Source organism: Streptomyces sp. NPDC052301 (assembly GCF_044593395.1).
Lineage (GTDB): Bacteria > Actinomycetota > Actinomycetes > Streptomycetales > Streptomycetaceae > Streptomyces.
In genome coordinates this window covers 449,614-474,858 of record NZ_JBIUBE010000005.1, presented here as the reverse complement: position 1 = coordinate 474,858, position 25,245 = coordinate 449,614, and the positions used below count along the sequence as shown (strand labels likewise).

Here is a 25,245-nt window from a genome sequence, read left to right as displayed (position 1 = left end):
GAACGCCCGCTCCCCCAGCAGGTGGTCGCGCAGGGCCTGGATGAGCGGAGTGCCGGGAGCCCGTCGCGGACGGCCGCGACCAGTGCCTGTTCCACGTCCTCGTCCATGCCGAACAGCAGCGCACGCTCGTCCCGGCGCTGCCGGTGGCGGAGGTGCCGCTGCGGGGCGGACCGGCGGCGAAAACGAATCAGCCGGTGACCCGTCTTGCGACGGAGTCACCGGCTGATCACTCAGGGTGAGTGACGGGACTTGAACCCGCGACATCCTGGACCACAACCAGGTGCTCTGCCAGCTGAGCTACACCCACCACGACCGGCTCTGGAACTTGTCGTTTCCCCGACCGGCCGAGAAGAAGTCTACAGGGTCCGAAGGGGTGCTCGCGCACAGGTTTTCGCGCGCGCCCCGAGCGGACCCGGTGAACCCCGCCGCGCGCCCTACCGCGCGGGCAGCACGTGCTTGGCGGCGATCGTCTTCGCGGTCTCGGAGTCCGGGCCGGGCTGCGGCACGAAGATCGCCTCGCGGTAGTAGCGCAGCTCGGCGATCGACTCGCGGATGTCGGCGAGGGCCCGGTGGTTGCCGTTCTTCTCCGGGCTGTTGAAGTACGCCCTCGGGTACCAGCGGCGGGCCAGCTCCTTGATCGAGGAGACGTCCACGATCCGGTAGTGCAGGTAGTCCTCCAGGGTCGGCATGTCCCGCAGCAGGAAGCCGCGGTCGGTGCCGACGGAGTTGCCGCACAGCGGGGCCTTGCCGGGCTCCTTCACGTACTCCTTCACATACGCGAGGACCTGCTCCTCGGCGTCCTTCAGCGTCGTACCGTTCGGGAGCTCCGCGAGCAGCCCGGACGCGGTGTGCATCTGACGCACCACCTCCGGCATCGTCTCGAGCGCCGAGTCCGGCGGGCGGACGACGATGTCCACCCCCTCGCCGAGTACGTTCAGCTCGGAGTCGGTGACGAGGGCGGCCACCTCGATGAGCGCGTCGTCGGACAGCGAGAGGCCGGTCATCTCGCAGTCGATCCACACCATGCGATCGTTCATGTGTCTCACCTTACGGCGCGCCGCCGTGCACCGGACCCGGGTGTGCAGTGACCTTGTGGGTGCGGGAGCACGGCACAGGGGGGCGGAGTCCTGCTCCGCCCCCCTGGCAGGGCTTGCTCAGCTGCCGCTGCGCGGCCCGGGCAGCAGGCCCACCGCGCCGGCCGCCTGGCGACGGCTCTGCATCGGCACCCCGCTGTCCCGGTCCGAGTGCAGCACGGCGGGCGCGTGTCCCACCGGCCCGGGACCCGGCAGCCCCGGGGGCGGACCCGGCTGGCCGGAGACGCCCACCGGCGCCTCCGCCTCACCCGGCCTGTCGCCCTGCGGCCGGCGGGCCCGGTAGGCGGCCCGGTACGCGGCCGGCGACGAGCCGAGCTGGCGCCGGAAGTGCCCGCGCAGCGCGACCGGTGAGCGGAACCCGCACCGGCCCGCCACCTCGTCCACCGAGTAGTCCGACGTCTCCAGCAGCCGCTGCGCCTGCAGCACCCGCTGGGTGATCAGCCACTGCAGCGGCGCGCTGCCGGTGAGCGAGCGGAACCGGCGGTCGAACGTGCGGCGGCTCATGTAGGCGCGTGCCGCCAGGGTCTCCACGTCGAACTGCTCGTGGAGGTGTTCCAGCGCCCAGGCGACGACCTCGGCAAGCGGGTCGGCGCCGATCTCCTCTGGTAAAGACCTGTCGAGATAGCGCTCCTGACCGCCACTGCGGCGCGGCGGGACCACCAGGCGCCGGGCGAGCGCGCCGGCCGCCTCGTTGCCGTGGTCCGTGCGCACGATGTGGAGACAGAGGTCGATCCCGGCGGCCGTGCCCGCGCTGGTCAGCACGTCGCCGTCGTCGACGAACAGCTCCCGTGGATCGACGTGCACCGACGGATAGCGCTTGGCCAGCGTCGGCGCGTACATCCAGTGGGTGGTCGCCGGGCGGCCGTCCAGCAGGCCGGCTGCCGCGAGCACGAACGCGCCCGTGCACAGCCCGACGATGCGGGCGCCCTCCTCATGTGCCCGACGCAACGCGTCGAGCGCCTCCTCCGGTGGCGGCGAGGTGATCGAGCGCCAGGCCGGTACGACGACCGTCCCGGCGCGCGAGATCGCCTCCAGTCCATGCGGTGCGGTGAGTTCCAGGCCCCCTGTGGTCCGCAGCGGGCCTTCCTCGCCGGCGCACACCAGCAGTCGGTAGCGCGGCACCCCGGCGTCCTGGCGGTCGATCCCGAACACCGACAGCGGAATGGAACTCTCGAAGATGGGGCCGCCGCTGAACAGCAGCACCGCGACGATCTCCTTGCGGCGTCGCCCGGACAGTTTCCGGGCCGCGGCATCCGGCGCGGCAGTGGAGTCGTGGCTCATACTGCTAAGCCCCCCTCGGTGGTCGCGGCTCCTCGGTTGTGTCGCTCCTGCACGTTTCCCCTCGGTCCTGCACGAGTCCCCCGCCGTAAAGACAGTCAAGATCGAATCTACTGGCTACCGCGGTCTCACGGTGGCCGGTTCGACACGCCGGACATTGTCGACATGACAACTTGGCGTGAAGCATTCGATCACGAAGCGTTGCACTCGTGGGGGGTGCAGGGAAGTGCGCCTTGTCGCGGTGGCCGAACCGCGTAGGGTGCGCAGCGGCCCGTAGACCCTTTCCGTGCAGGTGGAACGGGGGTTGGGGGGTGGTCGGGGGCCCTCCTGGCCGATATCCAGAAGTTGGCTGAAAAGAAGCGTTCGAGGGTACGGAAACAGGTCAGTCGCCCGGTGTCTGTCCCCGGGTGTGACGTCCGCCTCTCTGCGTCGCGCAACGCTCGGAGCGGCGCAGCAGAACCCGGCAGACGGCGGTGACGGCGGCCAGGCCCAGCGCGGCGCCCGCCGCGCCGGCCAGCGAGGTGCCGTACCAGACCAGCACCACGGGGACGAGCAGGCAGCTGAACGCGGACCAGCGGATCACATCGCTCGCCGTGTCCGGCGCGCGGCGCGGCTCGGAGGTGGTTCGCGGTGCGGGCATCTCGTACTCCCTGTGGCGGTGACTCGCCGGGTACAACGCGCGTTCGACGGGTCGGTCACCGTCCGTGCGTCGGTGAATGCTGTGCAAACCGCCTGTACGGGGCAGCAACCATTGCGTTACGGGCGCGGCTCGTGCATGCTCCGGTGAACCCTCTACGGACGTCGGGGGGCCGCTCACGGAGCGTGCGCGGGATCTGGGCTCAGGAGGCGTGCCGCCGTACCCTTGAGGGTATGGGCTTGGGAAGATGTTTCCCGGACACAGCTCCGCCGCACACTGTCGTCCCATCCATAAAGGATCACAACGCCGAGACAGTCATGGCCGGTCACGAATTCTTCGAACCCGCGGACCGCAAGCGGCCGGTCGCCGATCCCACGGCGGCCGATCCCCTGGCGGCGGAAGAGTCACGCCCTTCCTGCGACCCCGCCTTCCGGCACGGAGTCGTCGTCGGCTTCGACGGCTCCACCTCCAGTGAGCGCGCCCTCGCCTACGCGATCGGCATGGCTCACCGTTCCCACTCCGGCCTGATCATCGTCCATGTCGCCAACCGGCTGCCGACCACGGTGTGGGCCGGCTGCGAGCCGCCCGTCTTCGTCGACGTGCCGGACCACCGCACCGAGGTCCTCGGGCTGGAACTGGCCTGTGCGGACTATCTGTCCGAGGTGCCGTGGATCCTGGTCGAGCGGGGCGGGGACATCTGCCACGAACTCGAAGAGGTGGGGCGGGAGTACGAGGCGGACGCGATCGTCGTCGGCTCGACGCACGGCCTCGTCGGCCGGATCTTCGGCTCCGTCGCGGGACGGCTGGCCAAGCGGGCGAAGCGGCCCGTGATCGTCATTCCGTAGAGCCTCACGCTTCGTCAACTCCCTTTGTGCAGCGCGAAACTACTCACGCGTAGAGGTGGTTTGTGCCCTTGTGAAGGGCATATACCGGTCACCGCGCAACTGCACAGCAAGAAGGGAGCCCGCCGTGGACAACGACGTCTCTGCGGGAAGCGGAAGCACTTCCGTTGTGGGCCGACTCGCCCTGGGAATCACCCTGTTGGCGTTCGGGCTCGGTACGACCGGTGTCATCGACGGTGTGAGCACGTCGGACGCCGTGACACTGGCTCACTACGTGGGCGGAGTCGCCCTGTTCCTCGTCGGCCTGTTGGCGCTCCGGGACCGTGACAGCGTCTCCGGTACGGGCTTCGTGGCCCTCGGCGCGCTGTGGTTCACCTGGGCCGTGTCGGGACACGGCTCGGCTCACGCGGCCGGACTCTTCCTGCTGCTGTTCGCCCTCGTGGCGCTCACGCTCACCCTCGCCGGCGGGGACACCCTCGGCCAGGCCGTGCACGGGCTGCTGTTCCTGGCGATGCTCGTGCTGGCCGTCGCGCAGTTCGCGGACAGCTCCGTCCTGACCAAGGCCGGCGGCTGGGTGGCCGTCGCCTCCGGTGCGGTGGCCTGGTACGCGGCGACGGCGGCGGTCGCGCACTGGCCGACGGTCCTTCCTCGGCGTGCCGCGGGCCGGGGGGTGACGGCCACCGGCTGAAACCGAGCGGCACGGAAGGGACCCCCGCGTGTTCAGGTGGCACACGCGGGGGTCCCTTCTTCGTCGTGCGGGGCGCCTACTCCACCGTCACCGACTTGGCGAGGTTGCGCGGCTTGTCGATGTCCCGGCCGAGAGCCTTCGCCGTGTGGTACGCCAGCAGCTGGAGCGGGATGCCCATGAGGATCGGGTCCAGCTCGTCCTCGTTCTTCGGGACGACGATGGTCTGGTCCGCCTTCTCCTGGGGCTGGTGGGCCACCGCCATGATCTTGCCCTCGCGGGCCTTGATCTCCTCCAGGGCCGCGCGGTTCTTCTCCAGCAGGTCATCGTCGGGGACGATCGCGACCGTCGGCAGGGCCGGCTCGATCAGGGCCAGCGGGCCGTGCTTGAGCTCGGAGGCGGGGTAGGCCTCGGCGTGGATGTACGAGACCTCCTTGAGCTTCAGGGAGGCCTCACGGGCCACCGGGTAGCCCCGGACGCGGCCGATGAAGAGCATCGAGCGGGCGTCGGCGTACAGCTCGGCCAGCTCCTTGATCTGCTCCTCCTGCTTGAGGATCTCGGTGATCTGCTCGGGCAGCTTGCGCAGGCCCTCGATGATCCGCTTGCCGTCGCGGACCGAGAGGTCGCGGGTGCGGCCGAGGTGCAGGGCGAGCAGCGCGAAGGCGACCGTCATGTTGGTGAAGCACTTGGTCGACACCACGCAGACCTCGGGCCCGGCGTGCACGTAGATGCCGGCGTCCGCCTCGCGGGCGATCGCCGAGCCGACCACGTTGACGACACCGAAGACCCGGGCACCCTTGCGCTTCAGCTCCTGGACGGCGGCGAGCACGTCGTACGTCTCACCGGACTGGGAGACGGCCACGTAGAGGGTGTCGGGGTCGACCACCGCGTTGCGGTAGCGGAACTCGGAGGCCGGCTCGGCGTCGGCGGGGATGCGGGCCAGCTCCTCGATCATCTGGGCGCCGATCATGCCCGCGTGGTACGAGGTGCCGCAGCCGAGGATCTTCACGCGGCGGATCTGCCGGGCCTCGCGGGCGTCCAGGTTGAGGCCGCCGAGGTGCACGGTGGAGAAGCGGTCGTCGATCCGGCCGCGCAGCACGCGGTCCACGGCGTCGGCCTGCTCGAAGATCTCCTTGTGCATGTAGGTGTCGTGGCCGCCCATGTCGTACGACTCGGCCTCCCACTCCACCGTCGTGGGCTCGGCGGTGGTGCGCGTGCCCTCGGTGGTGTAGGTGCGGAAGTCGTCGGCCTTGAGCGTGGCCATCTCGCCGTCGTCCAGCGTCACTATCTGACGGGTGTGCATGACCAGGGCGGCGATGTCGGAGGCGACGAACATCTCCTTCTCGCCGATGCCGAGGACGACCGGGGAGCCGTTGCGGGCCACCACGATGCGGTCCGGGAAGTCGGCGTGCAGGACGGCGATGCCGTAGGTGCCCTCGATCACACGCACCGCCTGGCGGACCTTGTCCTCCAGCTTCTCGGCGGTGGAGCGGGCGATGAGGTGGGTGAGGACCTCGGTGTCCGTCTCGGAGAGGAACTCGACACCGTCCGCCTCGAGCTTGCGGCGCAGGTCGGTCGCGTTGTCGATGATGCCGTTGTGGACGACGGCGACCTTGCCGTCGGCCGACATGTGCGGGTGGGCGTTCACGTCGGAGGGGGCGCCGTGGGTGGCCCAGCGGGTGTGGGCGATACCGGTGGTGCCCTTGAAGCGCGCCGGGACCTTGGCCTCCAGGTCCCGCACCCGGCCCTTGGCCTTGACCATCTTCAGACCGGGCGCCTTCGGGGATGTGACGACGATGCCCGCGGAGTCGTAGCCGCGGTACTCCAGCCGCTGCAGGCCCTCCAGGAGGAGAGGGGCGACGTCACGCTTCCCGATGTATCCGACAATTCCGCACATATATAGGTATCTCTCAGTCTGGCGTCGTGCCGTAGCTTCTCAGCCGTAGACCATGCGGCGCAGCTGCCTGAGCGTCAGCTCCGGCGGCGCCACCGCCCGGTATCTCAGATCCGCCTCGATCCGTTCGAAGATCTCCGCGTTCACCAGGCCCTGGGTCTGGAGTTCGCGGTGGCGGCGACGGACGAAGTCCTGCGTCGTCTCGTCGAAATAGGCGAGCACGTCCTGGACCACCCGCAGCGCCTCGCCCCGGCTCAGGGGCGTGGATCGCGTCAGATGATCAACCAGTTCGTCGTGCACCCGGTAGATCCTGAGGTACCGGCGCCGGTTTCGCAAGAATCATGCCCGATTTCGGGCAGATCCCTTTCGCAGGGCTTTTGGATCTCTGTTCGCAAGCCGTCCATCTTGTGTCCTGCGTCTCGTTGCCCGGACCCGCGAGTTTCGGACGCCATGGACATTCCTCGTATGGGAGTACCGGAGAAGCTGGCCGCGCGGATGAGCATGGCCGAGCAGCACGAGTACCTGCGCGCCAGATTCTCCCGGCGCACCATGATCAGAGGCGGCGCCGTCACCCTGGGCGCCGTCACGGGTGGCGCGTTCGTGACGGGCGCCACCGCACAGGCCGCCGTGCCGACGCAGCGCACCGCCCCCGCCGCCGAGTCGGTCGACGGCGCGCTCGTGGCCCCCTTCGGCCGCCACCTCGCCTTCGGCAACGACCCGCGCACGGAGATGACCGTCTCCTGGCAGGTGCCGGTCGCCGTGAAGAAGCCGTTCATCCGCATCGGCGCCCACCCCTGGGACCTCTCCCGCAAGATCGAGGCCGAGGTCCGCACCCTCTACACCCCGGCCGGTGTCGGCGCGAGCGGCGACCACACCCAGTACTACCTGCACGCCAGGCTCACCCACCTGCGCCCGGGCAGGACCTACTACTACGGCGTCGGCCACCAGGGCTTCGACCCGGCCGAGCCGCACCTGCTGGGTACCGTGGGCACCTTCACCACCGCTCCCGCGCACAAGGCGCCGTTCACCTTCACCGCCTTCGGTGACGAGGGTGTCGGCTACCACGGCCTGGCCAACAACGCGCTGATCCTCGGCCAGAACCCGGCCTTCCACCTGCACGCCGGTGACATCGCCTACGGCGACCCGGCCGGCCAGGGCAAGTCCACCGACACCGGCTTCGACTCGCGCACCTGGGACCAGTTCCTCCACCAGACCGAGTCGGTCGCCAAGCAGGTCCCGTGGATGCCGTCCTACGGCAACCACGACATGGAGGCCTGGTACTCGCCCAACGGCTACGGCGGCGAGGAAGCCCGCTGGACGCTGCCCGACAACGGACCGGACGCCAAGAACCTGCCGGGGGTCTACTCCTTCGTCCACGGCAACACGGCGGTCATCTCGCTCGACGCCAACGACATCTCCTTCGAGATCCCGGCAAACCTGGGCATCTCTGGCGGAACCCAGACGAAGTGGCTGGAAACCCAGCTGAAGAAGTACCGCGCCTCCAAGGACGTCGACTTCGTCGTCATCTTCTTCCACCACTGCGCCTACTGCACCTCCAGGGCGCACGCCTCGGAGGGGGGTGTGCGCCAGGAGTGGGTGCCGCTGTTCGAGAAGTACCAGGTGGACCTGGTCATCAACGGCCACAACCACCAGTACGAGCGCACCGACGTCATCAAGGACGGCAAGGTCACCAAGAAGCTCCCGATCGGCGGCACCGCCTACCCCGAGACCGAGGGTGTGGTGTACGTCACCGCCGGCGCGGCGGGCCGCAGCCTCTACGCGTTCAGCGCCCCCGACTCCTACGAGGGCAACGAGCACGAGGTGGACTCGGTCGCGTCCTTCATCAACACCAAGGACGGCAAGGTCGACGAGACCGTCGCCTGGTCCCGGGTGCGCTACCTCAACTACTCGTTCCTCCGCGTGGACGTCCAGCCCGCGCCGAAGGGCCGCCAGGCCACGCTGAAGGTGTCGGGCATCGCCGAGACGGGCGACCGCATCGACCACTTCACCGTCTCCCGCACGGCGAAGTAGCCCCGGTCGCCCGAGCGGGCGGTCCTCGCGCGCTACATGCGCCTGAGGACCGCCTGTTTGGCCAGGGTGAACTCCTCCGCCGTCAGCACCCCGTCACGGTGCAGCTCGCCCAGCTCCCGCAGGCGCCGCAGCAGCGCGTCATGGCCGTCCCCGGCCGGCTCCGGCTCCTTCGTGAGCCCCGCCGCTTCCGGCACCGCATCCCGCCCGGCCGCGGCGGGGTGCGGCAGCCGCGCCTGCACGGCGGCGGCCACCAGGGCCATCAGCGGGTCCTTCTTGAACCCCCACAGCTCGACCGCGTTCGGGTCGTACTTGGGCGGAGCCGTGACCGGCGCCCCGCGCACCAGGAACCGCAGATGCCCGTTCTCCAGCCCGGCCGCCGGCTGCCACTGCACGCCGACGACGTCCGAGAGCGGGATCGTGCGGGGGCCGGTGGCGGCCTTGGCGTCCTCCGTCTTCCAGTTCCACTCCAGCCGCACCCGCTCCCCGTCGAAGCTCGCCGTGCCGTCCCCGGCCGACGCGGACACCGGCAGCGACGGGCCCGGCAGCAGATACCCGTCGACCGGTTCCGGTGACACCTCGTCCAGCAGCAGCGCGTTGCGCACCTCGTCCGCGAGGTACTCGGCGACGCCGTACCGCTCGGACTCCACCGTCAGCTGATACGGGTCGTTCGCCTCGGCGAGCCGGCCGCCCGTGGCCTGCAGCAGCGGATCGGCGCCGTCCCGCAGCCGCAGCCTGAGCCGCCCCGCCCGCTTCCCCTGCTCGAAGGAGACACCGGCCAACGCCCCCAGCGGCACGACGAGTTCGCCCAGCTCGCGGCGGAGCAGGTGCACGTTCTTGTCCCGGCCCGGAGTGAGCCGGAGGGTCTCGCCGTCGAAGGTCCAGGTGCCGTCCTTCTGGATGATTTCCGCCATGCGGGGATTGTTTCACCGGATCTGCGGGAGAGTGGTCTCGACCACGTCCGACGGTCGGCGCACCTGAACGGCCGACACATCCGACGGTCACTCACATCCCGTGCTCGAACCCGTCCGAAGGGAGTGCTTGTGAGACGGCACCACGGCACGACTCCTCGAACGCCCCGCCTCCTCGGTTCACTGCTGCTCGTCGCGGCGGCCGGCGTCTTCACCCTCGGCGCCGCCCCCGCGGCCCACGCCACCGCACCGACCCCGCTGGACCAGGTGGTCCCGGCGCCCGCCTCGGTCCAGCCGGGCGGCACGCCGTACACCCTCACCCGCACCACCGGCGTCCACGTCGACCACTCCGGTGAGGTCCGCCGCATCGGCGCGTACCTCACCGCCGTCCTCCGCCCCTCCACCGGCTACCCGGTACCGCTCACCGACAGTGGCACCGGCGGCATCCGCCTCCACCTCGCCAAGGGCGACTTCGGCGCCGAGGGCTACCGGCTGGACAGCTCCGCCGACGGCGTCACGATCACCGCGAGCGCCCCCGCCGGCCTCTTCCACGGCGTCCAGACCCTGCGCCAGCTGCTCCCGGCGGCCGTGGAGAAGAAGACCGTCCAGCAGGGCCCCTGGCAGATCGCCGGCGGCACCATCGAGGACCGCCCCCGCTACGCCTACCGGGGCGCCATGCTGGACGTCTCCCGGCACTTCTTCACCGTCGCCCAGGTCGAGCGCTACATCGACCAGATCGCCCTCTACAAGATCAACGAGCTGCATCTGCACCTCAGCGACGACCAGGGCTGGCGCATCGCCGTCGACTCCTGGCCGCGCCTGGCCACCCACGGCGGCTCCACCGAGGTCGGCGGCGGCAAGGGCGGCTACTACACCAAGGCGCAGTACCAGGAGATCGTCCGGTACGCGGCCTCCCGCTACCTGGAGGTCGTCCCCGAGATCGACATGCCCGGCCACACCAACGCGGCCCTGTCCTCCTACGCCCAGCTCAACTGCGACGGCGTGGCACCCCCGCTGTACACGGGCACGCAGGTCGGCTTCAGCTCGCTGTGCGTGCCGAAGAAGGTCACCTACGACTTCGCCGACGACGTGATCCGGGAGCTGGCCGCCCTCACCCCCGGCCGCTACCTGCACATCGGCGGCGACGAGGCGCACTCCACCAGCCACGCCGACTACGTGACGTTCATGGACCGGGTCCAGCCGATCGTCGCCCGGTACGGCAAGACGGTCATCGGCTGGCACCAGCTCACCGGCGCCCACCCCGCGAAGGGCGCCCTCGCCCAGTACTGGGGCCTGGACGGCACCAGCGCCACCGAGAAGGCGCAGGTCGCGCAGGCCGCCCGGAACGGCACGGGCCTGATCCTGTCCCCGGCGGACCGGCTCTACCTGGACATGAAGTACACGAAGAACACCAAGCTGGGCACGACCTGGGCCGGCACGGTCGAGGTGCAGCGGTCGTACGACTGGAACCCCGGCGCCTACCTCGCCGGCGCACCGGCCCCGGCCGTCAGGGGCGTCGAGGCCCCGCTCTGGTCGGAGACCCTGAAGACGTCCGCCGACATCGAGTACATGGCGTTCCCGCGCCTGCCCGGCGCGGCCGAACTGGCCTGGTCCCCGCAGACCACGCACGACTGGACGGCCTACAAGAACCGCCTGGCCGGCCAGGCCCCCCGCTGGGACGCCCTGGGCATCCACTACTACAAGTCCCCCCAGGTCCCCTGGCCGACGCACTGACCACACCGGGACGGGCACCCCGGAGGACCGTCCTCCGGGGTGCCCGTCCGTGTCCGGCCGGTCCTGGCGTTCTCGCCGGTCAGAAGCCGGCGATCGGGTTCTCGAGGTCGCCGACCAGCTGGAGGGCGCCCGACGGGTCGGTGAGGTCCACCATCCGGCGGTTGTCGCGGAGTTGGAGGCGGTTGAGGCAGGACAGGGCGAAGCGGGGGACGAACATGTCGTACCGGGCGAACCTGTCGGCCAGTTCGGGGGTCGCCTCCTGGTACTCGCGGGTGACCTCCGCGACCGTGCGCCAGAAGGCGTCCTCCTCCAGGATTCCCTCGCGGGCCAGATGCGCCGCGAGGAAGCGGAAGAAGCAGTCGAAGACGTCCGTGAAGAGGGACAGCAGCTTCTGGTCCTCGGGGACTTCCACGCGGATGCGCCGGACCTCCGGCGGCAGCACCGCGTCCGGGTCCAGCACCGCGATCTCCTCGGCGATGTCCTTGTAGACCGCCCGCTCCACCACCCCGTCCTTCAGCACCAGGATCACGTTCTCGCCGTGCGGCATGAAGACCAGGTCGTAGGCGTAGAAGCTGTGCAGCAGAGGGGTGTAGTACGCCCGCAGGTAGCGCCGGAGCCATGCGGCGGGGGGCAGCCCGGACCGTTCGATCAGGGCGCCCGCGAAGGAGGCGCCGGTGTGGTCCAGGTGCAGCAGGGAGGCCATGGTGGCGAGCGACTCGCCGTCCCTCAGCGAGGGCACCGGACTCTCCCGCCACAGCGCGGCCAGCATCTTGCGGTACGGCGAGTGGCGGTCGGTGGCCCGCTCGTACTCCAGGTGCCGGTAGCCCACGGCCGCCCGCTCCCGGATGATCGTCAGGCCCGTGGACTTCAGCACCGGGTCGTCGTCGATCAGCTGGGCCAGCCAGTCGTTGATCGCCGGAGTCGCCTCCATGTAGGCGGCCGACAGGCCCCGCATGAAGCCCATGTTGAGGACCGACAGGGCGGTCTTCACGTAGTGCTTGTGCGGGTGGCTGGTGTTGAAGAAGGTCCGGATGGACTGCTGGGCCAGGTACTCGTCGTCGCCCTCGCCGAGGCAGACCAGGTGCCGGCGGGCCACCTCGGCGGCGAAGGTGACCGTGAGCTTGTTCCACCACTGCCAGGGGTGGACGGGGACGAGGAGGTAGTCGGCGGGGTCCAGGCCCTGGTCGGTGAGGGTCGCGCGGAACCGGGCCAGCGTCCCCTCGCCCAGCTCCTCCCGCAGGAAGGCCTCGTACTCGATCCCGACCCCGGCCGTGAACGCGGCCCTGGACCGGTGCGCGGCCAGCCACACCAGCCGGACGGGGCTCGCGGTCTCCGGGGCGTACGACAGGTACTCGTGGACGCCGAATCCGAGCCGCCCGTTGTTGGCGACGAAGCAGGGGTGGCCCTCGGTCATCCCGGTCTCGATCTCCTGGAAGCCGCTGCCCGCCAGCTCCGCGGAGGTGGTGCGGGGCTTGGTGAGGTTGTGGCAGATCCCGGAGAGGGTGGAGGAGATCTCCTCCAGGTAGACCGGCAGGACCTCGTCGCTCAGACCGAGGGAGTTCTTCAGGTCGAGAATGAAGTCCAGGGCGGACAGCGGGAGTTCGGTGCCGTCCCGGTGACGCGTGATGCTTCCGGCGTCGACCTCCCAGTGGTCGAGGGCGCGCCGGACGGCACGGAAGCGGTAGGAGGTCAGCTCGTCGTCGCTGCGGACGACGTACCCGTCTTCCTCCTGCTCGGGCGTGATCAGGCGCTCGTGCGCGAACTCGGCGAGGGCCTTGCGTATCAGCAGGCGGTCGGCGGTCGCCCAGCGCTCGGGGGAGAGGTGGGCCACGGCGTCGGCGAGGCTCATGCGGCCACCCCCGTCGCCGCGACGAACCGCTCGCGCGTGCAGAAGCTCAGCAGCGCCGTCTTCTCCGGCGTCCGGATCTCCCGCGCGGGCACGAAGCCGACCGCCTCGTTCAGGGCGTGCACGGCCGTGTTGCGGACGTCGGGTTCGACCACGACCCGCTCCACCGCCGGGTCCTCGAAGAGGTGGACCATCACCGCGGTGATGACGGCCCGGGTGAAGCCGCGGACGGGCGTGCCGGTCGGCGGGGTGAGGAAGTGCATGCCGATGTCCCCGGGCTGCGCCTCGTACAGCCCGACCAGCTCCCGGTGCGCGGGGTCGTACCGCTCCATGAGGAAGGCGGGTTCGCCGGCGCGCAGGCCGAGCAGCGCGTGGTGGTGCTCGTCCGCCGCGATCTCCGTGTACGCCCGCTCGACCTCCTCCGGCCCGGCGTCCTGCATCATCCAGAAGGACGCTTTGGGATGGGTGACCCAGGAGTGCAGGAGCCGGCCGTCCTTCAGCGGGTCGACGGGACGGAAGGTGAAGGTCATGTCGGTGCCGTTCATGCTGCGAACTCCTGGAAGGCGATGCTCTTCTCGACCGGGTAGTACTCCGTCCCGAGCAGCTCGCGGATGATGTACGCGTTCCGGTAGGCGCCCATGCCCAGGTCGGGGCTGGTGATGCTGTGCGTGTGGACGCCGGCGTTCTGCAGGAAGACGCCCCGGCCGGTGATGTCGATGGCGTAGTTGCGGGCGATGTCGAAGTTGCCCCGGGAGTCGTAGCGCAGCCGGTCCTTGACGGGCGTCAGGAAGTCCGGCTCGGCGTACCGGTAGCCGGTGGCGAGGATCAGGCCCTCGCTGGTCAGCTCGTAGTCCTTCTCCTGCTCCTCCTGACGGAAGGAGAGGGTGTACGTGCCGTCCGCGTACCGCGCACCGTTCAGCGAGGAGTTGGTCAGCAGGCGGGTCGGGACCGGGCCGGCGAGGTTCTTCTGGTAGAGCAGGTCGAAGATCTCGTTGATCAGGTCGCCGTCGATGCCCTTGAACAGGCCTTTCTGCTCGGTGGTCAGCCGGTAGCGGGTGGCCTCGGGGAGGTCGCGGTAGTAGTCGACGTACTCCGGGGACGTCATCTCCAGCGTGAGCTTGGTGTACTCGAGCGGGAAGAAGCGGGGGGAGCGGGTGACCCAGTTCAGCTGGTAGCCGTGGACGTCGATCTCGCCGAGCAGGTCGTAGTAGATCTCGGCCGCCGACTGGCCGCTGCCGACCAGGGTGATGGACTTCTTGCGCTGCAGCTCCGCCCTGTGGTGCACGTAGCGGGAGTTGTGGAGGAAGTCGCCGCCCAGGTCCCGGCAGGCGTCCGGGACGTGCGGCGGGGTGCCGGTGCCGAGGACCAGGTGCCGGGCGCGGTAGGTGTCGCCGGTCTGCGTGCGCACGACGTAGCACCCGTCCTCGTACGTCACCTCGGTGACCGTGGTGCCGAAGCGGACGCTGCTCAGCTTGTTCGCCGCCCAGCGGCAGTAGTCGTCGTACTCGACCCGCAGCGGGTAGAAGTTCTCGCGGATGTAGAACGAGTACAGTCTGCCCTTCTCCTTCAGATAGTTGAGGAAGGAGTACGGCGAGGTCGGGTCGGCCAGGGTGACCAGGTCCGACATGAACGGGGTCTGCAGGTGGGCGCCGTCCAGGAACATCCCGGCGTGCCACTCGAAGTCCGGCTTGGACTCCAGGAAGACGCCGTCGAGTTCGGCGATGGGCTCGGTGAGGCAGGCGAGGCCGAGGTTGAAGGGGCCGAGCCCGATCCCCACGAAGTCGTAGGTCGTCTCGGGGGCTTCAGGAAGCGCGGTCAAGGGACTCTCCCAGGTACTGCTCGGCGTGGCCGGCGATCAGGTCGAGCACGGCGGCGATGTCGGTCGGCGTGGTCTCGGGGTTGAGCAGGGTGAACTTCAGGTAGTGGCGGCCGGCCACCTCGGTGCCCGCGACCACCGCGTCACCGGAGGCGAACAGGGCCTTGCGGGCGTAGAGGTTGGCACGGTCGATCTCGGCCGGGTCGGTGACGGCCGCCGGGACGTAGCGGAAGACGAGGGTGGACAGGGTGGGTTCCACGACGACGTCGTAGCGGGGGTCGGTGGCGAGCAGCCTCCAGCCCTCTGCCGCCAGGTCGCAGACCTCGTCGAAGAGCTGACCGATGCCGTCGGCGCCCATCACGCGCAGGGTCAGCCACAGTTTGAGCGCGTCGAAGCGGCGAGTGGTCTGCAGGGACTTGTCGACCTGGTTGGGGATACGTTCCTGCACCATGCGGCGCGGGTTGAGGTACTCCGCGTGGTAGGTGGCGTGCCGCAGGGTGGACGCGTCCCGCACCAGGACGGCGGAGGAACTCACCGGCTGGAAGAAGGCCTTGTGGTAGTCGACCGTGACGGAGTCGGCGCGTTCGATGCCGGTCAGGCGGTCCCGGTACTTGAGGGAGGCGAGCAGTCCACAGCCGTAGGCCGCGTCCACGTGCATCCACACGCCGTACTGGGCGCACAGCTCGGCGATCTCCGGGAGCGGGTCGATGGAGCCGAAGTCGGTGGTCCCGGCGGTGGCGACGACGGCCATCGGCACCAGGCCCTCGCGCCGGCAGCGCTCCAGCTCGTGGGCGAGGGCGACGGTCTGCAGCCGCTTGTCGTGGTCGACGGGGACGGGGACGACGGCGTCCTGCCCCAGCCCGAGGAGTTTGGCGGACTTCTGCACGCTGAAGTGGCTGACCTCGGAGGCGAAGATGCGCAGCGTGGCGAGGTCCTCGCTCTTGGCCTCTTCGCGGGCGAGCAGCAGCGCCTGGAGGTTGGACTGGGTGCCGCCCGAGGTGAACACGCCGTCGGCGGCGGGACCGAGGCCGATCCGCCGGGCCGTCCAGTCGACGAGCCTGCGCTCGATGAGGGTGCCGCCGGCCGACTGGTCCCAGGTGTCCAGGGAGGAGTTGACCGCGGACAGCACGGTCTCGCCGAGCACCGCCGGGATGACGACCGGGCAGTTGAGGTGGGCGAGGTAGCGGGGGTGGTGGAAGTAGACCGCGTCCCGGAGGTACACGTCCTCCAGCTCGTCCAGGACGGCGGCGGTGTCGCCCAGTGGCCGGTCCAGGTCGATCGCGTCGATGCGGGAAGTGAGGGCGTCGACGGTGACGCCGGTGAACGGACTTTCGGTGGTGGCGAGTTTGGCGGCCACCCGCTCGACTCCTTCGGACACGGAGCGGCGGTAGTGCTCCGCGGTGAGGCCATTGAGCAGGTGCGAGCGCATGTGGGGGTCCTCCGAGGGGACAGTCCGTAGGCTGAACTTAGGTTAGCCTAACCTAAGTTTTCTGGATCAGGGCATGACTCGCCCATGACGGCCGTCGCTCGGCCGGAAGTTGCTCCACCGGGAGGGACGCCGCGTGGGGAGTCACTCCGCCGCGCGCAGCTGTTCCTCCGTCATGCCCTGCCGCCAGTACCCGACGAAGGTGACGCGCCGCCGGTCGACGCCCCGCTCGCCGACGAAGTGCCGCCGCAGGGCCTTCACCTGCCCGGACTCGCCCGCGATCCACACGTACGGCCGCTCGGCCGCGGGCAGTCGGGCGGCTCGTACGGCGTCGACGGCCATGGGGGACCCGTCGTGCCGTACGAGCCACGTGATCTCCGCGTCCGCCTCCGTGCGCACGTCCTGGACGTCACCGGCGTGCGGTGTCTCCAGCCAGGCGCGGACCCGGGTGCCGGCCGGCAGGGACTCGAGGACGGCGGTGGCGGCCGGTACGGCGGTCTCGTCGCCCCACAGGACGACCAGGTCGGTGTCCTCGGGCGGGCGGAACCGGATGGCGCGGTTGTCGGCGACGGCCGGCCCGAGCAGCAGCACGCGATCGCCGGAGACGGCCCGGGAGGCCCAGCGGGAGGCGGGGCCGGCGGGGGCGGGGGCGCCGGGCTCCGTGCCGTGCAGCACGAAGTCGATGTCGATCTCGTCCGGGTCCCGCCTGAGCGCCCGGAGGGTGTACGAGCGCATCACCGCCCTTACGTCCTCGGGGAGTTCGCGCCACCGCTGCCACCAGCCGTCGCCCAGCTCCAGCGGGACGACGGGCTCCGGCTGGCCCGGATGCGGCAGGAACAGGGACAGGGACTGGTCGCGTCCGTCGGAGTGGAAGGCGTGCAGGTCGGTTCCGCCGAAGGTGACGCGCACGAGAGACGGCCCCAGCCGCCTCGTCCGTACGACCTGCAGGGAGAAGAATCGGAACGGGGCGGCAACGGCCGTCGTCATGTGGGCTCCTGAGGGTGGGATTCAGGGCGAGGTGAGGGGAGTTGTCCGGTCAGCCGACCTTCTCGGCCTTCTCCAGGGCTTCGGCCAGCCGGGTGAGCAGCGGCACGCACTTGTCGTACGACAGGATCGGTTCCGGCGAGCGGGCGATGACCTGCCCCGCCTTGACCGCGGGCAGCTTCTTCCAGGTCGCCTTGGTGATGTCGGCCGGCTGGATCGCCGAGGTGCGGTCGTCCATCATGATGATGTCGGCCTGGTACTTGTCGACGTTCTCCCAGCTCAGCGACTCGTACCAGCCGCCGCCCTGCTTCTTCGCGCTCTCCGGCGGCTCGACGAAGTTCACGCCGAGGGCCTTGAAGTACTCGAGGTCGATGGAGAGGTCGGTCCCGGAGACGTAGAACAGCTGGTCGCTCGCGGAGCCGGCCATCACCTTGATGCCCGGCTTGGCCTTGGCGGCGGCGCGCAGTCGGGCCGCCGCGTCCTCGAACCGCTTCTTCGCGTCCGTCACCGCGGCCGCCTTCATGTCGGCGCCGAGTGACTCGGCGAGGTCCCACATGCGCTGCAGCGGCTGGGTGAGCCGGCGGTCGTAGACGGAGATGCCGACGCTCGGGGCGAGTTGGGCGATCTTCTTCTTCGACTCCTCGGGGACGTACCAGAGCGTGCCCGCGTCGTCGAACATCGTGGAGATCAGCACGTCAGGAGCGAGGGACGCGTACTTCTCGATGTTGAACTGGCCCCAGGCGTTGCCGATGACCGTGACCTTGCTGATGTCCATGTCGCCGGCCTGGACGTCGGGCTTGCCGGCGCTGGTCCTCGTCGGGCCGAAGACGCCCTTGACCTGGATGCCGTAGTCGTGGAGCGCGGCGCCGACACCGGTGAACGCCACGATGTTCGCGGGCACCTTGCCCAGCTTCACGCTCGTGCCGCGGTCGTCCTTGTAGGACCACGGTCCGGACTCGGCGGCCTTGCCGCCGCTCCCGGACTCGCCGTCTTTGCCCTTGCCGTCCCCGCAGGCCGCGAGCGCGGCACCGAGTCCGAGCGCGCCGCCCGCGGCGAGGAAACCGCGGCGGTTCAGATGGGTGGCACGGGCAAAGGGCATGGGTATGACTGCTTTCGAACGGGGCGGAGCGCCCGCCGGACAGGTTCGAAGGTAGGTTAGCCTAACCTCAGTAGATGTCCAGGAGGGTGGGGTGACGGCCCGCTCTAGGATGGCCGCGTGGTCAAGTCCCTCCGCCGGCCCGACCGCCGGCCCTCCGTGCTCCTCCTCGCGGCGCTGCTGCCGGTCGCCGGATGTGCCTTCATGGACGACACGGCCAGGGTCTCCATGGGCCAGGTCGTCGGCACGTGGAAGGCGGCCGACGGCGAGGAGCTGTCCTTCGCCGCCGACCGCACGTTCATCTCCACCGGCCTCGACTCGAGGAAGCTCGCCGAGGAGTACGTGTTGTGCCCGGGTGAAAGGGCCACCGGCACCTGGTCGTTCGTCGCCGCGGACGGCAGCGCCAGTACGGCGGACAAGGTGCCGTCGGGTTCACAGATCGCGCTCTACTTCGACGAGGAGCCGCAGGACTGCGCGTTCGAGCTGCTGGCGATCGACGGCGGCAAGACCCTCTGCGTCACCGTCGACCTCGACGACCCCTGCACCCCCGACGTCCGCTTCACCCGGCGGAAGTGACCCTGCGGCCCCTCAGCCGACCAGCCCCAGCTCGCGGGCGATCAGCATCCGCTGGACCTCGCTCGTGCCCTCGCCGATCTCCAGGATCTTGGAGTCGCGCCACATGCGGGCCACCGGGTACTCGTTCATGAAGCCGTAGCCGCCGTGGACCTGCGTCGCGTCGCGGGCGTTGTCCACCGCGACGGTGGAGGAGTAGAGCTTGGCCAGGGCCGCCTCCTTCTTGAAGGGCTCACCTGCCACCAGGCGGGAGGCGGCGTCGCGCCAGGCCAGTCGGGCCGTGTGGGCCTTCATCTCCATGTCGGCGATCTTGAACTGGATCGCCTGGTTGGCGCCGATCGGCTTGCCGAAGGCGTGGCGTTCCTTGGCGTACTTGACCGACTCGTCCACACAGCCCTGGGCCAGACCGGTGGCGAGCGCCGCGATGGCGATGCGGCCCTCGTCCAGGATGCGCAGGAACTGGGCGTAGCCACGCCCCTCTTCGCCGAGCAGGTTCGCCGCCGGCACCCGGACGTCCTGGAAGGACAGCTCACGGGTGTCCGAGGCGTTCCAGCCGACCTTCGAGTACGGGGCCGCCACCGTGAAGCCCGGAGTGCCGGACGGGACGATGATCGACGAGATCTGCGGCCTGCCGTCCGGCTTGTGGCCGGTGACGGCGGTGACGGTCACCAGACCCGTGATGTCCGTGCCCGAGTTGGTGATGAAGCACTTCGTGCCGTTGATCACCCATTCGTTCGTGTCCGGGTCCAGGCGGGCCGTCGTACGGGTCGCGCCCGCGTCGCTGCCCCCGTCCGGCTCGGTCAGGCCGAACGCGCCCAGGATCTCGCCCGCGCACAGGCGGGGCAGCCACTCGCGCTTCTGCTCCTCGGTGCCGAACAGGTGCAGCGGCATCGCGCCGAGCGAGACACCGGCCTCCAGGGTGATCGCCACCGACGAGTCCACCCGGGCCAGTTCCTCCAGGGCGATGCCGAGCGCGAGGTAGTCGCCGCCCATGCCGCCGTACTCCTCGGGGAACGGCAGCCCGAACAGGCCCATGCGGCCCATCTCGCGGACGATCTCGTAGGGGAACTCGTGCCGCTCGTAGAAGTCGCCGATCTTCGGCGCCACCACGTCGTGCGCGAACTCCTGCACCGTGCGGCGGAGTTCCTCCAGCTCGGGGCTGAGACGGTGGTCCATGCTGATCACTGGTCCTTGTGGGGCTGTGTCGTTTTACCGAGTGCGCGGACGGTACGGGACGGGCTGGGCCGGTCCAGGTGGGCGGCCATCCACACGCTGGTGGCGGTCAGACGGCCGAGGTCGACCCCGGTCTCGATGCCCAGGCCGTGCAGCATCCAGACGAGGTCCTCGGTGGCGAGGTTGCCGGTGGCGGACTTGGCGTACGGGCAGCCGCCGAGACCGCCGGCCGAGGCGTCGATCGTGGTCACCCCGTGTTCCAGGGCCGCATAGGTGTTGGCGAGCGCCTGGCCGTAGGTGTCGTGGAAGTGCACGCCGATCATGTTGGTCGGCACGCCCTCCTCGTTGAGCAGGTTGAGCAGTTCGAGCACATGGCCCGGGGTGGCCACGCCGATCGTGTCGCCGAGGCTCAGCTCGTCGCAGCCCATGTCCCTCAGGGCCGCGCAGACCCGGGCGACCTGGTGCAGCGGGACGGCGCCCTCCCACGGATCGCCGAAGCACATCGACACATAGCCGCGCACGTGCACGCCCCGGTCCTTCGCCTGCCGGACCACCGGAGCGAACACGGCCAGCGACTCGTCCACCGTGCGGTTGAGGTTGGCCTTCGCGAAGGACTCGGTGGCGCTGGCGAAGACGGCGACCCGGTCGGCGCCGAGCGCCAATGCCCGGTCCAGGCCCCGCTGGTTGGGCACCAGCACCGGCAGCGCGACGCCCGGCAGGTCGCTGACCATCGGGAACAGCTGCTCGGCGTCGGCGAGCTGGGGCACCCACTTGGGGTGCACGAAGCTCGTCGCCTCGATGGTGGTCAGGCCCGCGTCGGCGAGCCGGCGGATGAACTCCGCCTTGATCTCGGCCGGCACGGTCCGCTTCTCGTTCTGCAGCCCGTCGCGCGCGCCGACCTCGTAGATCCGCACCCGCGCGGGCAGGTCCGACGCCGGTACGACCATGGGCAGTCCCTCGGCGGTCACTGCGCCACCTCCTCGTGCGGTGCGATGACGGCCAGCACCTGGTCCATGGCGACCGTCGTGCCCGGCGTCACGTCCAGCTCGGCGACCGTGCCCGCGTGCGGGGCGGAGATGACGTGCTCCATCTTCATCGCCTCCACCACCAGCAGGCTCTGCCCGGCTGCCACCTCGTCGCCGACGGCCACCTTGACCACGGTGACCGTGCCGGGCATGGGTGCGGTCAGCGAGTCGGCGCCCGCGTGGGCCGCGCGGCCCAGCGAGTCGGCCACCGGGTCGTGGCTGCGCACGTGCCACGCGTCGCCGTCCCGGCCGATCCAGTCACCGGCGCGGCGGAAGGCGTGCCGGACGCCGTCCAGGGTGACGCTCACCCGGTCGTCGCCGACGGTGTGGCTGCCGCGCGGGGTGTACGTCACCGGCTCCTGCACCCGCAGGTGGAAGGCGGGCGGCTTCGGGGTGCCGCCGAGCCGCCAGCCGCTCGGCACCGAGAAGGGGTCGACCCAGCCGTCCGTGCGGGGCTGCAGCGCCTGCGTCCGTACGGCCGCCGCCGCCTCGTACACCTCCTCCGGCACCTCCGCCGGGACCAGCTCGTCCACCACCCGCTCGACCAGCCCGGTGTCGAGGTCGCCCCGGACGACGGCCGGGTGGGCCAGCAGCCTGCGCAGGAAGCCCGCGTTGGTCTGCACGCCCAGCGTGACCGTCTCCGCCAGGGCCGCCCGCAGCTTGCGCAGGGCCGTCTCACGGTCGGGGCCGTGGGCGATCACCTTGGACAGCATCGGGTCGTACAGGCTGCCCACCTCGGTGCCCTCGCTGAGCCCGGAGTCGGTGCGCACGCCGTCACCCTGCGGCTCGTCCAGCAGCAGCACCGTGCCGCCCGAGGGGAGGAAGCCGCGCGAGGGGTCCTCGGCGCAGATCCGGGCCTCGACCGCGTGCCCGGTCAGGGTCACGTCCGCCTGAGAGAAACCCAGCTTCTCCCCGGCCGCCACCCGCAGCTGCCACTCCACCAGGTCCAGGCCCGTGATCAGTTCGGTGACCGGGTGCTCCACCTGGAGACGGGTGTTCATCTCCATGAAGTAGTACTGCGACGGGTCCCCGCCCGGCACGATGAACTCCACCGTGCCCGCGCCCCGGTACCCGCAGCTGCGGGCCGCCTGCACGGCCGCCTCGCCCATCGCCGCGCGCGTGGCCTCGTCGAGGAGCACGCTGGGCGCCTCCTCGATGATCTTCTGGTGACGCCGCTGGAGGGAGCACTCGCGCTCGCCGAGGTGGACGACGTTCCCGTGGCCGTCGGCCAGCACCTGGATCTCGATGTGCCGGGGCCGGTCGATCCACCGCTCCACCAGGAGCGTGTCGTCGCCGAAGGAGGCGCGGGCCTCGCGGCGGGCGGCGGCGATCTCGTCGGCCAGCGCGTCGGCGTCCCGCACGAGCCGCATGCCCTTGCCGCCACCGCCGGCGGACGGCTTCAGCAGCACGGGCATCCCGATCTCCCGGGCCGCGTCGGCCAGTTGGCCGTCGCTCAGTCCGCTGCCGCTGGAGCCGGGCACCACCGGCACCCCGGCCGCCTGCACCGTCTCCTTGGCGCGGATCTTGTCGCCCATGAGCGCGATCGCGTCCGCCGACGGGCCGATGAACACCAGCCCCGCCTCCTCGCACGCGCGCGCGAAGCCCGCGTTCTCGGCGAGGAAGCCGTATCCCGGGTGCACCGCCTGCGCGCCGGTGCGGGCGGCGGCCTCGAGCAGCCGCTCCACCGACAGATAGCTCTCGGCGGCCGGCGCGGGCCCGATCCGGACCGCCGTGTCGGCCTCCCGGACGTGCCGCGCGTCCGCGTCGGCGTCGGAGAAGACGGCCACCGAGCGCACGCCCAGCGAGCGGAGCGTACGGATGACGCGTACGGCGATCTCGCCCCGGTTGGCGACCAGCACTGTGTCGAACACGGTTCCCCTCCTCACATCCGGAAGACGCCGAACTGGGGATCTCCCAGCGGCGCGTTGGCACAGGCGGTCAGGGCGAGCCCGAGCACCTGACGGGTCTCCAGGGGGTCGATCACACCGTCGTCCCAGAGCCGGGCGGTGGCGTAGTAGGCGTTGCCCTGGTGCTCGTACTGCGCGCGGATCGGCGCTTTGAAGGACTCCTCGTCCTCGCCCGACCACTCCTCGCCGCGCGCCTGAAGCTGGTCCCGCTTGACGGTCGCCAGCACGGACGCGGCCTGCTCACCGCCCATGACCGAGATCTTGGCGTTGGGCCACATCCACAGGAAGCGGGGGGAGTAGGCCCGGCCGCACATCGAGTAGTTGCCCGCGCCGTACGACCCGCCGACGACGACCGTCAGCTTCGGCACGCGCGTGCAGGCCACCGCCGTCACCATCTTGGCGCCGTGCTTGGCGATGCCGCCCGCTTCGTAGTCCTTGCCGACCATGAACCCGGAGATGTTCTGCAGGAACACCAGCGGGATCCCGCGCTGGTCGCACAGCTCGATGAAGTGGGCGCCCTTCTGGGCGGACTCGGAGAACAGGATGCCGTTGTTGGCGACGATCCCGACCGGGTGGCCGTGGATCCGGGCGAACCCGGTGATCAGCGTCTGCCCGAACTCGCTCTTGAACTCGGAGAAACGCGAGCCGTCGACCACGCGCGCGATGATCTCGCGTACGTCGTAGGGGGTCCGGGAGTCCACGGGGACGGCGCCGTACAGCCCGTACGGGTCGACCTTCGGCTCGACCGCGGGCCGCACCTCCCAGGGCAGGGACTGTCGCGCCGGGAGCGTGGCCACGATGTTCCGGACGATCCTCAGGGCGTGCGCGTCGTCCTCGGCGAGGTGGTCGGTGACGCCCGAGATCCGCGAGTGGACCTCGCCGCCGCCCAGCTCCTCCGCCGTCACGACCTCACCGGTGGCCGCCTTCACCAGCGGGGGCCCGCCGAGGAAGATCGTCCCCTGGTTGCGGACGATCACCGCCTCGTCGCTCATCGCCGGGACGTACGCCCCGCCGGCCGTGCACGAGCCGAGCACCGCCGCGATCTGCGGGATCCCCGCGCCGGACATCCGGGCCTGGTTGTAGAAGATCCGCCCGAAGTGCTCGCGGTCCGGGAACACCTCGTCCTGCATGGGCAGGAAGGCGCCGCCGGAGTCGACCAGGTAGACGCACGGCAGCCGGTTGTCGAGGGCCACCTCCTGGGCGCGCAGGTGCTTCTTCACCGTCATCGGGTAGTACGTGCCGCCCTTGACCGTGGCGTCGTTGGCGACGACCACGCACTCCCGGCCGCTGACCCGCCCGATCCCGGCAATCACTCCGGCCGCCGGGGCCTGCCCGTCGTACATCCCGTCGGCCGCCAGGGGGGCCAGCTCCAGGAACGGCGAGCCGGGGTCGAGCAGTGTGTCCACCCTCTCCCGCGGCAGCAGCTTGCCCCGCGCGGTGTGCCGGGCGCGCGCCTTCTCGCCGCCGCCGAGCGCCGCCGCGGCCAGCTTGGCGCGCAGCTCCTCGACGAGGGCGAGATGGGCTTGTTCATTGGCCCGCCAGGCCTCCGACGCGGGATCTGCCGCGCTCAGGAGCTCCGGTGCCTCGTGCATCCTGCGGTCCCCTCACCCGGTGATCGAACCAGTTAATGAGCGTTAACCATTTCCTTCAGGTTAACGACCGCTAACCTCGCTGTCTAGAATTACCTGCATGGTCACCAGAACCGACGCCCCCACCCGCCGCGAGCAGATCCTGAAGGAGGCTGCCCGGCTCTTCGCCGAACGCGGGTTCCACGGCGTCGGCGTCGACGAGATAGGGGCCGCGGTCGGCATCAGCGGTCCCGGCCTCTACCGCCACTTCCCGGGCAAGGACGCCATGCTCGCCGAGCTGCTGGTCGGCATCAGCGGCCAGCTGCTGACGGGGGCCAGGCGGCGCCTGGCGGAGACGGACGGCCGGACCGGTGCCTCCGCGGTCCTGGACTCCCTCATCGAGGGCCACATCGACTTCGCCCTGGACGACCGTCCCCTGATCACCCTGCACGACCGGGAGCTGGACCGCCTGCGCGACAGCGACCGCAAGCTGGTGCGGCAGCTGCAGCGGCAGTACGTCGAGCTGTGGGTGGAGGTGGTCCGCGAGGTCTACCCGGCGCTCACCGAGCCGGCGGCCCGCTCGGCCGTCCACTCGGTCTTCGGCCTGCTGAACTCCACCCCGCACCTGGGCCGCGCGGGCACGCTGCCGGGGCGGGGGACCACGGCGGCACTGCTGCACCGGATGGCCCGGGGCGCCTTCGAGGCGGCGGGGGAAGGGTGACGCGGGT

22 protein-coding genes and 1 tRNA gene are annotated in these 25,245 nt (G+C 70.4%); 6 read left to right on the top strand and 17 right to left on the bottom strand.

From position 1 onward, the window contains the following. Positions 1–234 precede the first annotated feature (234 nt). From ACIHEJ_RS16595 to ACIHEJ_RS16580, 4 genes are all read right to left on the bottom strand, one after another. A tRNA-His gene (locus ACIHEJ_RS16595) sits at positions 235–307 on the bottom strand. 127 nt (positions 308–434) lie between these two features. After that, positions 435–1,037: an oligoribonuclease gene (orn, locus tag ACIHEJ_RS16590; protein WP_400135611.1), complete on the bottom strand. Its 603-nt coding sequence runs from the start codon at positions 1,035–1,037 to the stop codon at positions 435–437. A gap of 117 nt (positions 1,038–1,154) precedes the next feature. Further along, a complete protein-coding gene (locus tag ACIHEJ_RS16585; RefSeq protein WP_400135609.1) occupies positions 1,155–2,375 on the bottom strand; it encodes a helix-turn-helix domain-containing protein in 1,221 nt (406 codons plus the stop codon). A gap of 379 nt (positions 2,376–2,754) precedes the next feature. Further along, positions 2,755–3,012 carry a hypothetical protein gene (locus ACIHEJ_RS16580; RefSeq protein WP_400135607.1) on the bottom strand — a complete coding sequence of 86 codons (258 nt, stop codon included), beginning with the start codon at positions 3,010–3,012 and terminating at the stop codon, positions 2,755–2,757. A gap of 314 nt (positions 3,013–3,326) precedes the next feature. Between ACIHEJ_RS16580 and ACIHEJ_RS16575 the strand changes: the two genes are divergently transcribed. Together ACIHEJ_RS16575 and ACIHEJ_RS16570 are read left to right on the top strand one after the other, a co-directional pair. Then, positions 3,327–3,854, top strand: a complete 528-nt coding sequence (locus ACIHEJ_RS16575) for a universal stress protein (RefSeq protein ID WP_400135605.1) — start codon at positions 3,327–3,329, stop codon at positions 3,852–3,854. Positions 3,855–3,978: 124 nt separating this feature from the next. Further along, positions 3,979–4,539 carry a GPR1/FUN34/YaaH family transporter gene (locus ACIHEJ_RS16570; protein ID WP_400135603.1) on the top strand — a complete coding sequence of 187 codons (561 nt, stop codon included), beginning with the start codon at positions 3,979–3,981 and terminating at the stop codon, positions 4,537–4,539. A gap of 76 nt (positions 4,540–4,615) precedes the next feature. On the opposite strand, the gene glmS is transcribed toward ACIHEJ_RS16570, so the two are convergent. Beyond that, a complete protein-coding gene (gene glmS, locus ACIHEJ_RS16565; protein WP_400135601.1) occupies positions 4,616–6,433 on the bottom strand; it encodes a glutamine--fructose-6-phosphate transaminase (isomerizing) in 1,818 nt (605 codons plus the stop codon). A 39-nt stretch (positions 6,434–6,472) separates the two neighbouring features. After that, on the bottom strand, positions 6,473–6,730 hold the full coding sequence (locus ACIHEJ_RS16560; protein ID WP_400135599.1) for a hypothetical protein: 258 nt from the start codon (positions 6,728–6,730) through the stop codon (positions 6,473–6,475). A gap of 165 nt (positions 6,731–6,895) precedes the next feature. Between ACIHEJ_RS16560 and ACIHEJ_RS16555 the strand changes: the two genes are divergently transcribed. Continuing rightward, positions 6,896–8,461, top strand: coding sequence for a fibronectin type III domain-containing protein (locus tag ACIHEJ_RS16555; RefSeq protein ID WP_400135597.1), 1,566 nt, complete (start codon positions 6,896–6,898; stop codon positions 8,459–8,461). A gap of 32 nt (positions 8,462–8,493) precedes the next feature. On the opposite strand, the gene ACIHEJ_RS16550 is transcribed toward ACIHEJ_RS16555, so the two are convergent. Then, entirely contained in the window at positions 8,494–9,372 is an 879-nt protein-coding gene (locus ACIHEJ_RS16550) for a DUF4429 domain-containing protein (protein WP_400135595.1), read from the bottom strand. A 129-nt stretch (positions 9,373–9,501) separates the two neighbouring features. On the opposite strand from ACIHEJ_RS16550, the gene ACIHEJ_RS16545 reads away from it, so the two are divergent. Beyond that, entirely contained in the window at positions 9,502–11,103 is a 1,602-nt protein-coding gene (locus tag ACIHEJ_RS16545; RefSeq protein WP_400135593.1) for a beta-N-acetylhexosaminidase, read from the top strand. 79 nt (positions 11,104–11,182) lie between these two features. On the opposite strand, the gene ACIHEJ_RS16540 is transcribed toward ACIHEJ_RS16545, so the two are convergent. From ACIHEJ_RS16540 to ACIHEJ_RS16515, 6 genes are all read right to left on the bottom strand, one after another. Then, a complete protein-coding gene (locus ACIHEJ_RS16540) occupies positions 11,183–12,952 on the bottom strand; it encodes an IucA/IucC family protein (RefSeq protein ID WP_400135592.1) in 1,770 nt (589 codons plus the stop codon). Then, the gene (locus ACIHEJ_RS16535; protein WP_400135591.1) at positions 12,949–13,494 is read right to left on the bottom strand and encodes a GNAT family N-acetyltransferase; all 546 of its coding nucleotides are present in this window, start codon (positions 13,492–13,494) and stop codon (positions 12,949–12,951) included. The genes ACIHEJ_RS16540 and ACIHEJ_RS16535 overlap by 4 nt, the downstream gene beginning before the upstream one ends. Continuing rightward, a complete protein-coding gene (locus ACIHEJ_RS16530) occupies positions 13,491–14,768 on the bottom strand; it encodes a lysine N(6)-hydroxylase/L-ornithine N(5)-oxygenase family protein (RefSeq protein WP_400135589.1) in 1,278 nt (425 codons plus the stop codon). Before ACIHEJ_RS16530 ends, ACIHEJ_RS16535 begins: the two co-directional genes overlap by 4 nt. After that, entirely contained in the window at positions 14,752–16,194 is a 1,443-nt protein-coding gene (gene desA / locus ACIHEJ_RS16525) for a lysine decarboxylase DesA (protein ID WP_400135587.1), read from the bottom strand. Before desA ends, ACIHEJ_RS16530 begins: the two co-directional genes overlap by 17 nt. A gap of 141 nt (positions 16,195–16,335) precedes the next feature. Further along, positions 16,336–17,178, bottom strand: coding sequence for a siderophore-interacting protein (locus ACIHEJ_RS16520; RefSeq protein WP_400135585.1), 843 nt, complete (start codon positions 17,176–17,178; stop codon positions 16,336–16,338). A 49-nt stretch (positions 17,179–17,227) separates the two neighbouring features. Further along, entirely contained in the window at positions 17,228–18,274 is a 1,047-nt protein-coding gene (locus ACIHEJ_RS16515) for an ABC transporter substrate-binding protein (RefSeq protein ID WP_400135584.1), read from the bottom strand. 117 nt (positions 18,275–18,391) lie between these two features. Between ACIHEJ_RS16515 and ACIHEJ_RS16510 the strand changes: the two genes are divergently transcribed. Beyond that, entirely contained in the window at positions 18,392–18,847 is a 456-nt protein-coding gene (locus ACIHEJ_RS16510; protein ID WP_400135582.1) for a hypothetical protein, read from the top strand. Between the two features lie 12 nt (positions 18,848–18,859). Here ACIHEJ_RS16510 and ACIHEJ_RS16505 read toward each other — a convergent pair whose 3' ends face one another. The 4 genes from ACIHEJ_RS16505 to ACIHEJ_RS16490 are packed head-to-tail and all read right to left on the bottom strand — an operon-like array spanning position 18,860 to position 24,541. Further along, the gene (locus ACIHEJ_RS16505) at positions 18,860–20,020 is read right to left on the bottom strand and encodes an acyl-CoA dehydrogenase family protein (RefSeq protein WP_400135580.1); all 1,161 of its coding nucleotides are present in this window, start codon (positions 20,018–20,020) and stop codon (positions 18,860–18,862) included. A gap of 5 nt (positions 20,021–20,025) precedes the next feature. Beyond that, positions 20,026–20,985 carry a hydroxymethylglutaryl-CoA lyase gene (locus ACIHEJ_RS16500; protein WP_400135579.1) on the bottom strand — a complete coding sequence of 320 codons (960 nt, stop codon included), beginning with the start codon at positions 20,983–20,985 and terminating at the stop codon, positions 20,026–20,028. Beyond that, complete coding sequence (locus ACIHEJ_RS16495) at positions 20,982–22,913, bottom strand: acetyl-CoA carboxylase biotin carboxylase subunit (RefSeq protein WP_400135577.1); 1,932 nt, start codon at positions 22,911–22,913, stop codon at positions 20,982–20,984. The genes ACIHEJ_RS16500 and ACIHEJ_RS16495 overlap by 4 nt, the downstream gene beginning before the upstream one ends. Before the next feature lie 11 nt (positions 22,914–22,924). After that, entirely contained in the window at positions 22,925–24,541 is a 1,617-nt protein-coding gene (locus ACIHEJ_RS16490) for a carboxyl transferase domain-containing protein (protein ID WP_400135576.1), read from the bottom strand. Positions 24,542–24,638: 97 nt separating this feature from the next. Here ACIHEJ_RS16490 and ACIHEJ_RS16485 point away from each other — a divergent pair, with 97 nt between their 5' ends. Beyond that, a complete protein-coding gene (locus ACIHEJ_RS16485; protein ID WP_400135574.1) occupies positions 24,639–25,238 on the top strand; it encodes a TetR/AcrR family transcriptional regulator in 600 nt (199 codons plus the stop codon). Positions 25,239–25,245: the final 7 nt, after the last annotated feature.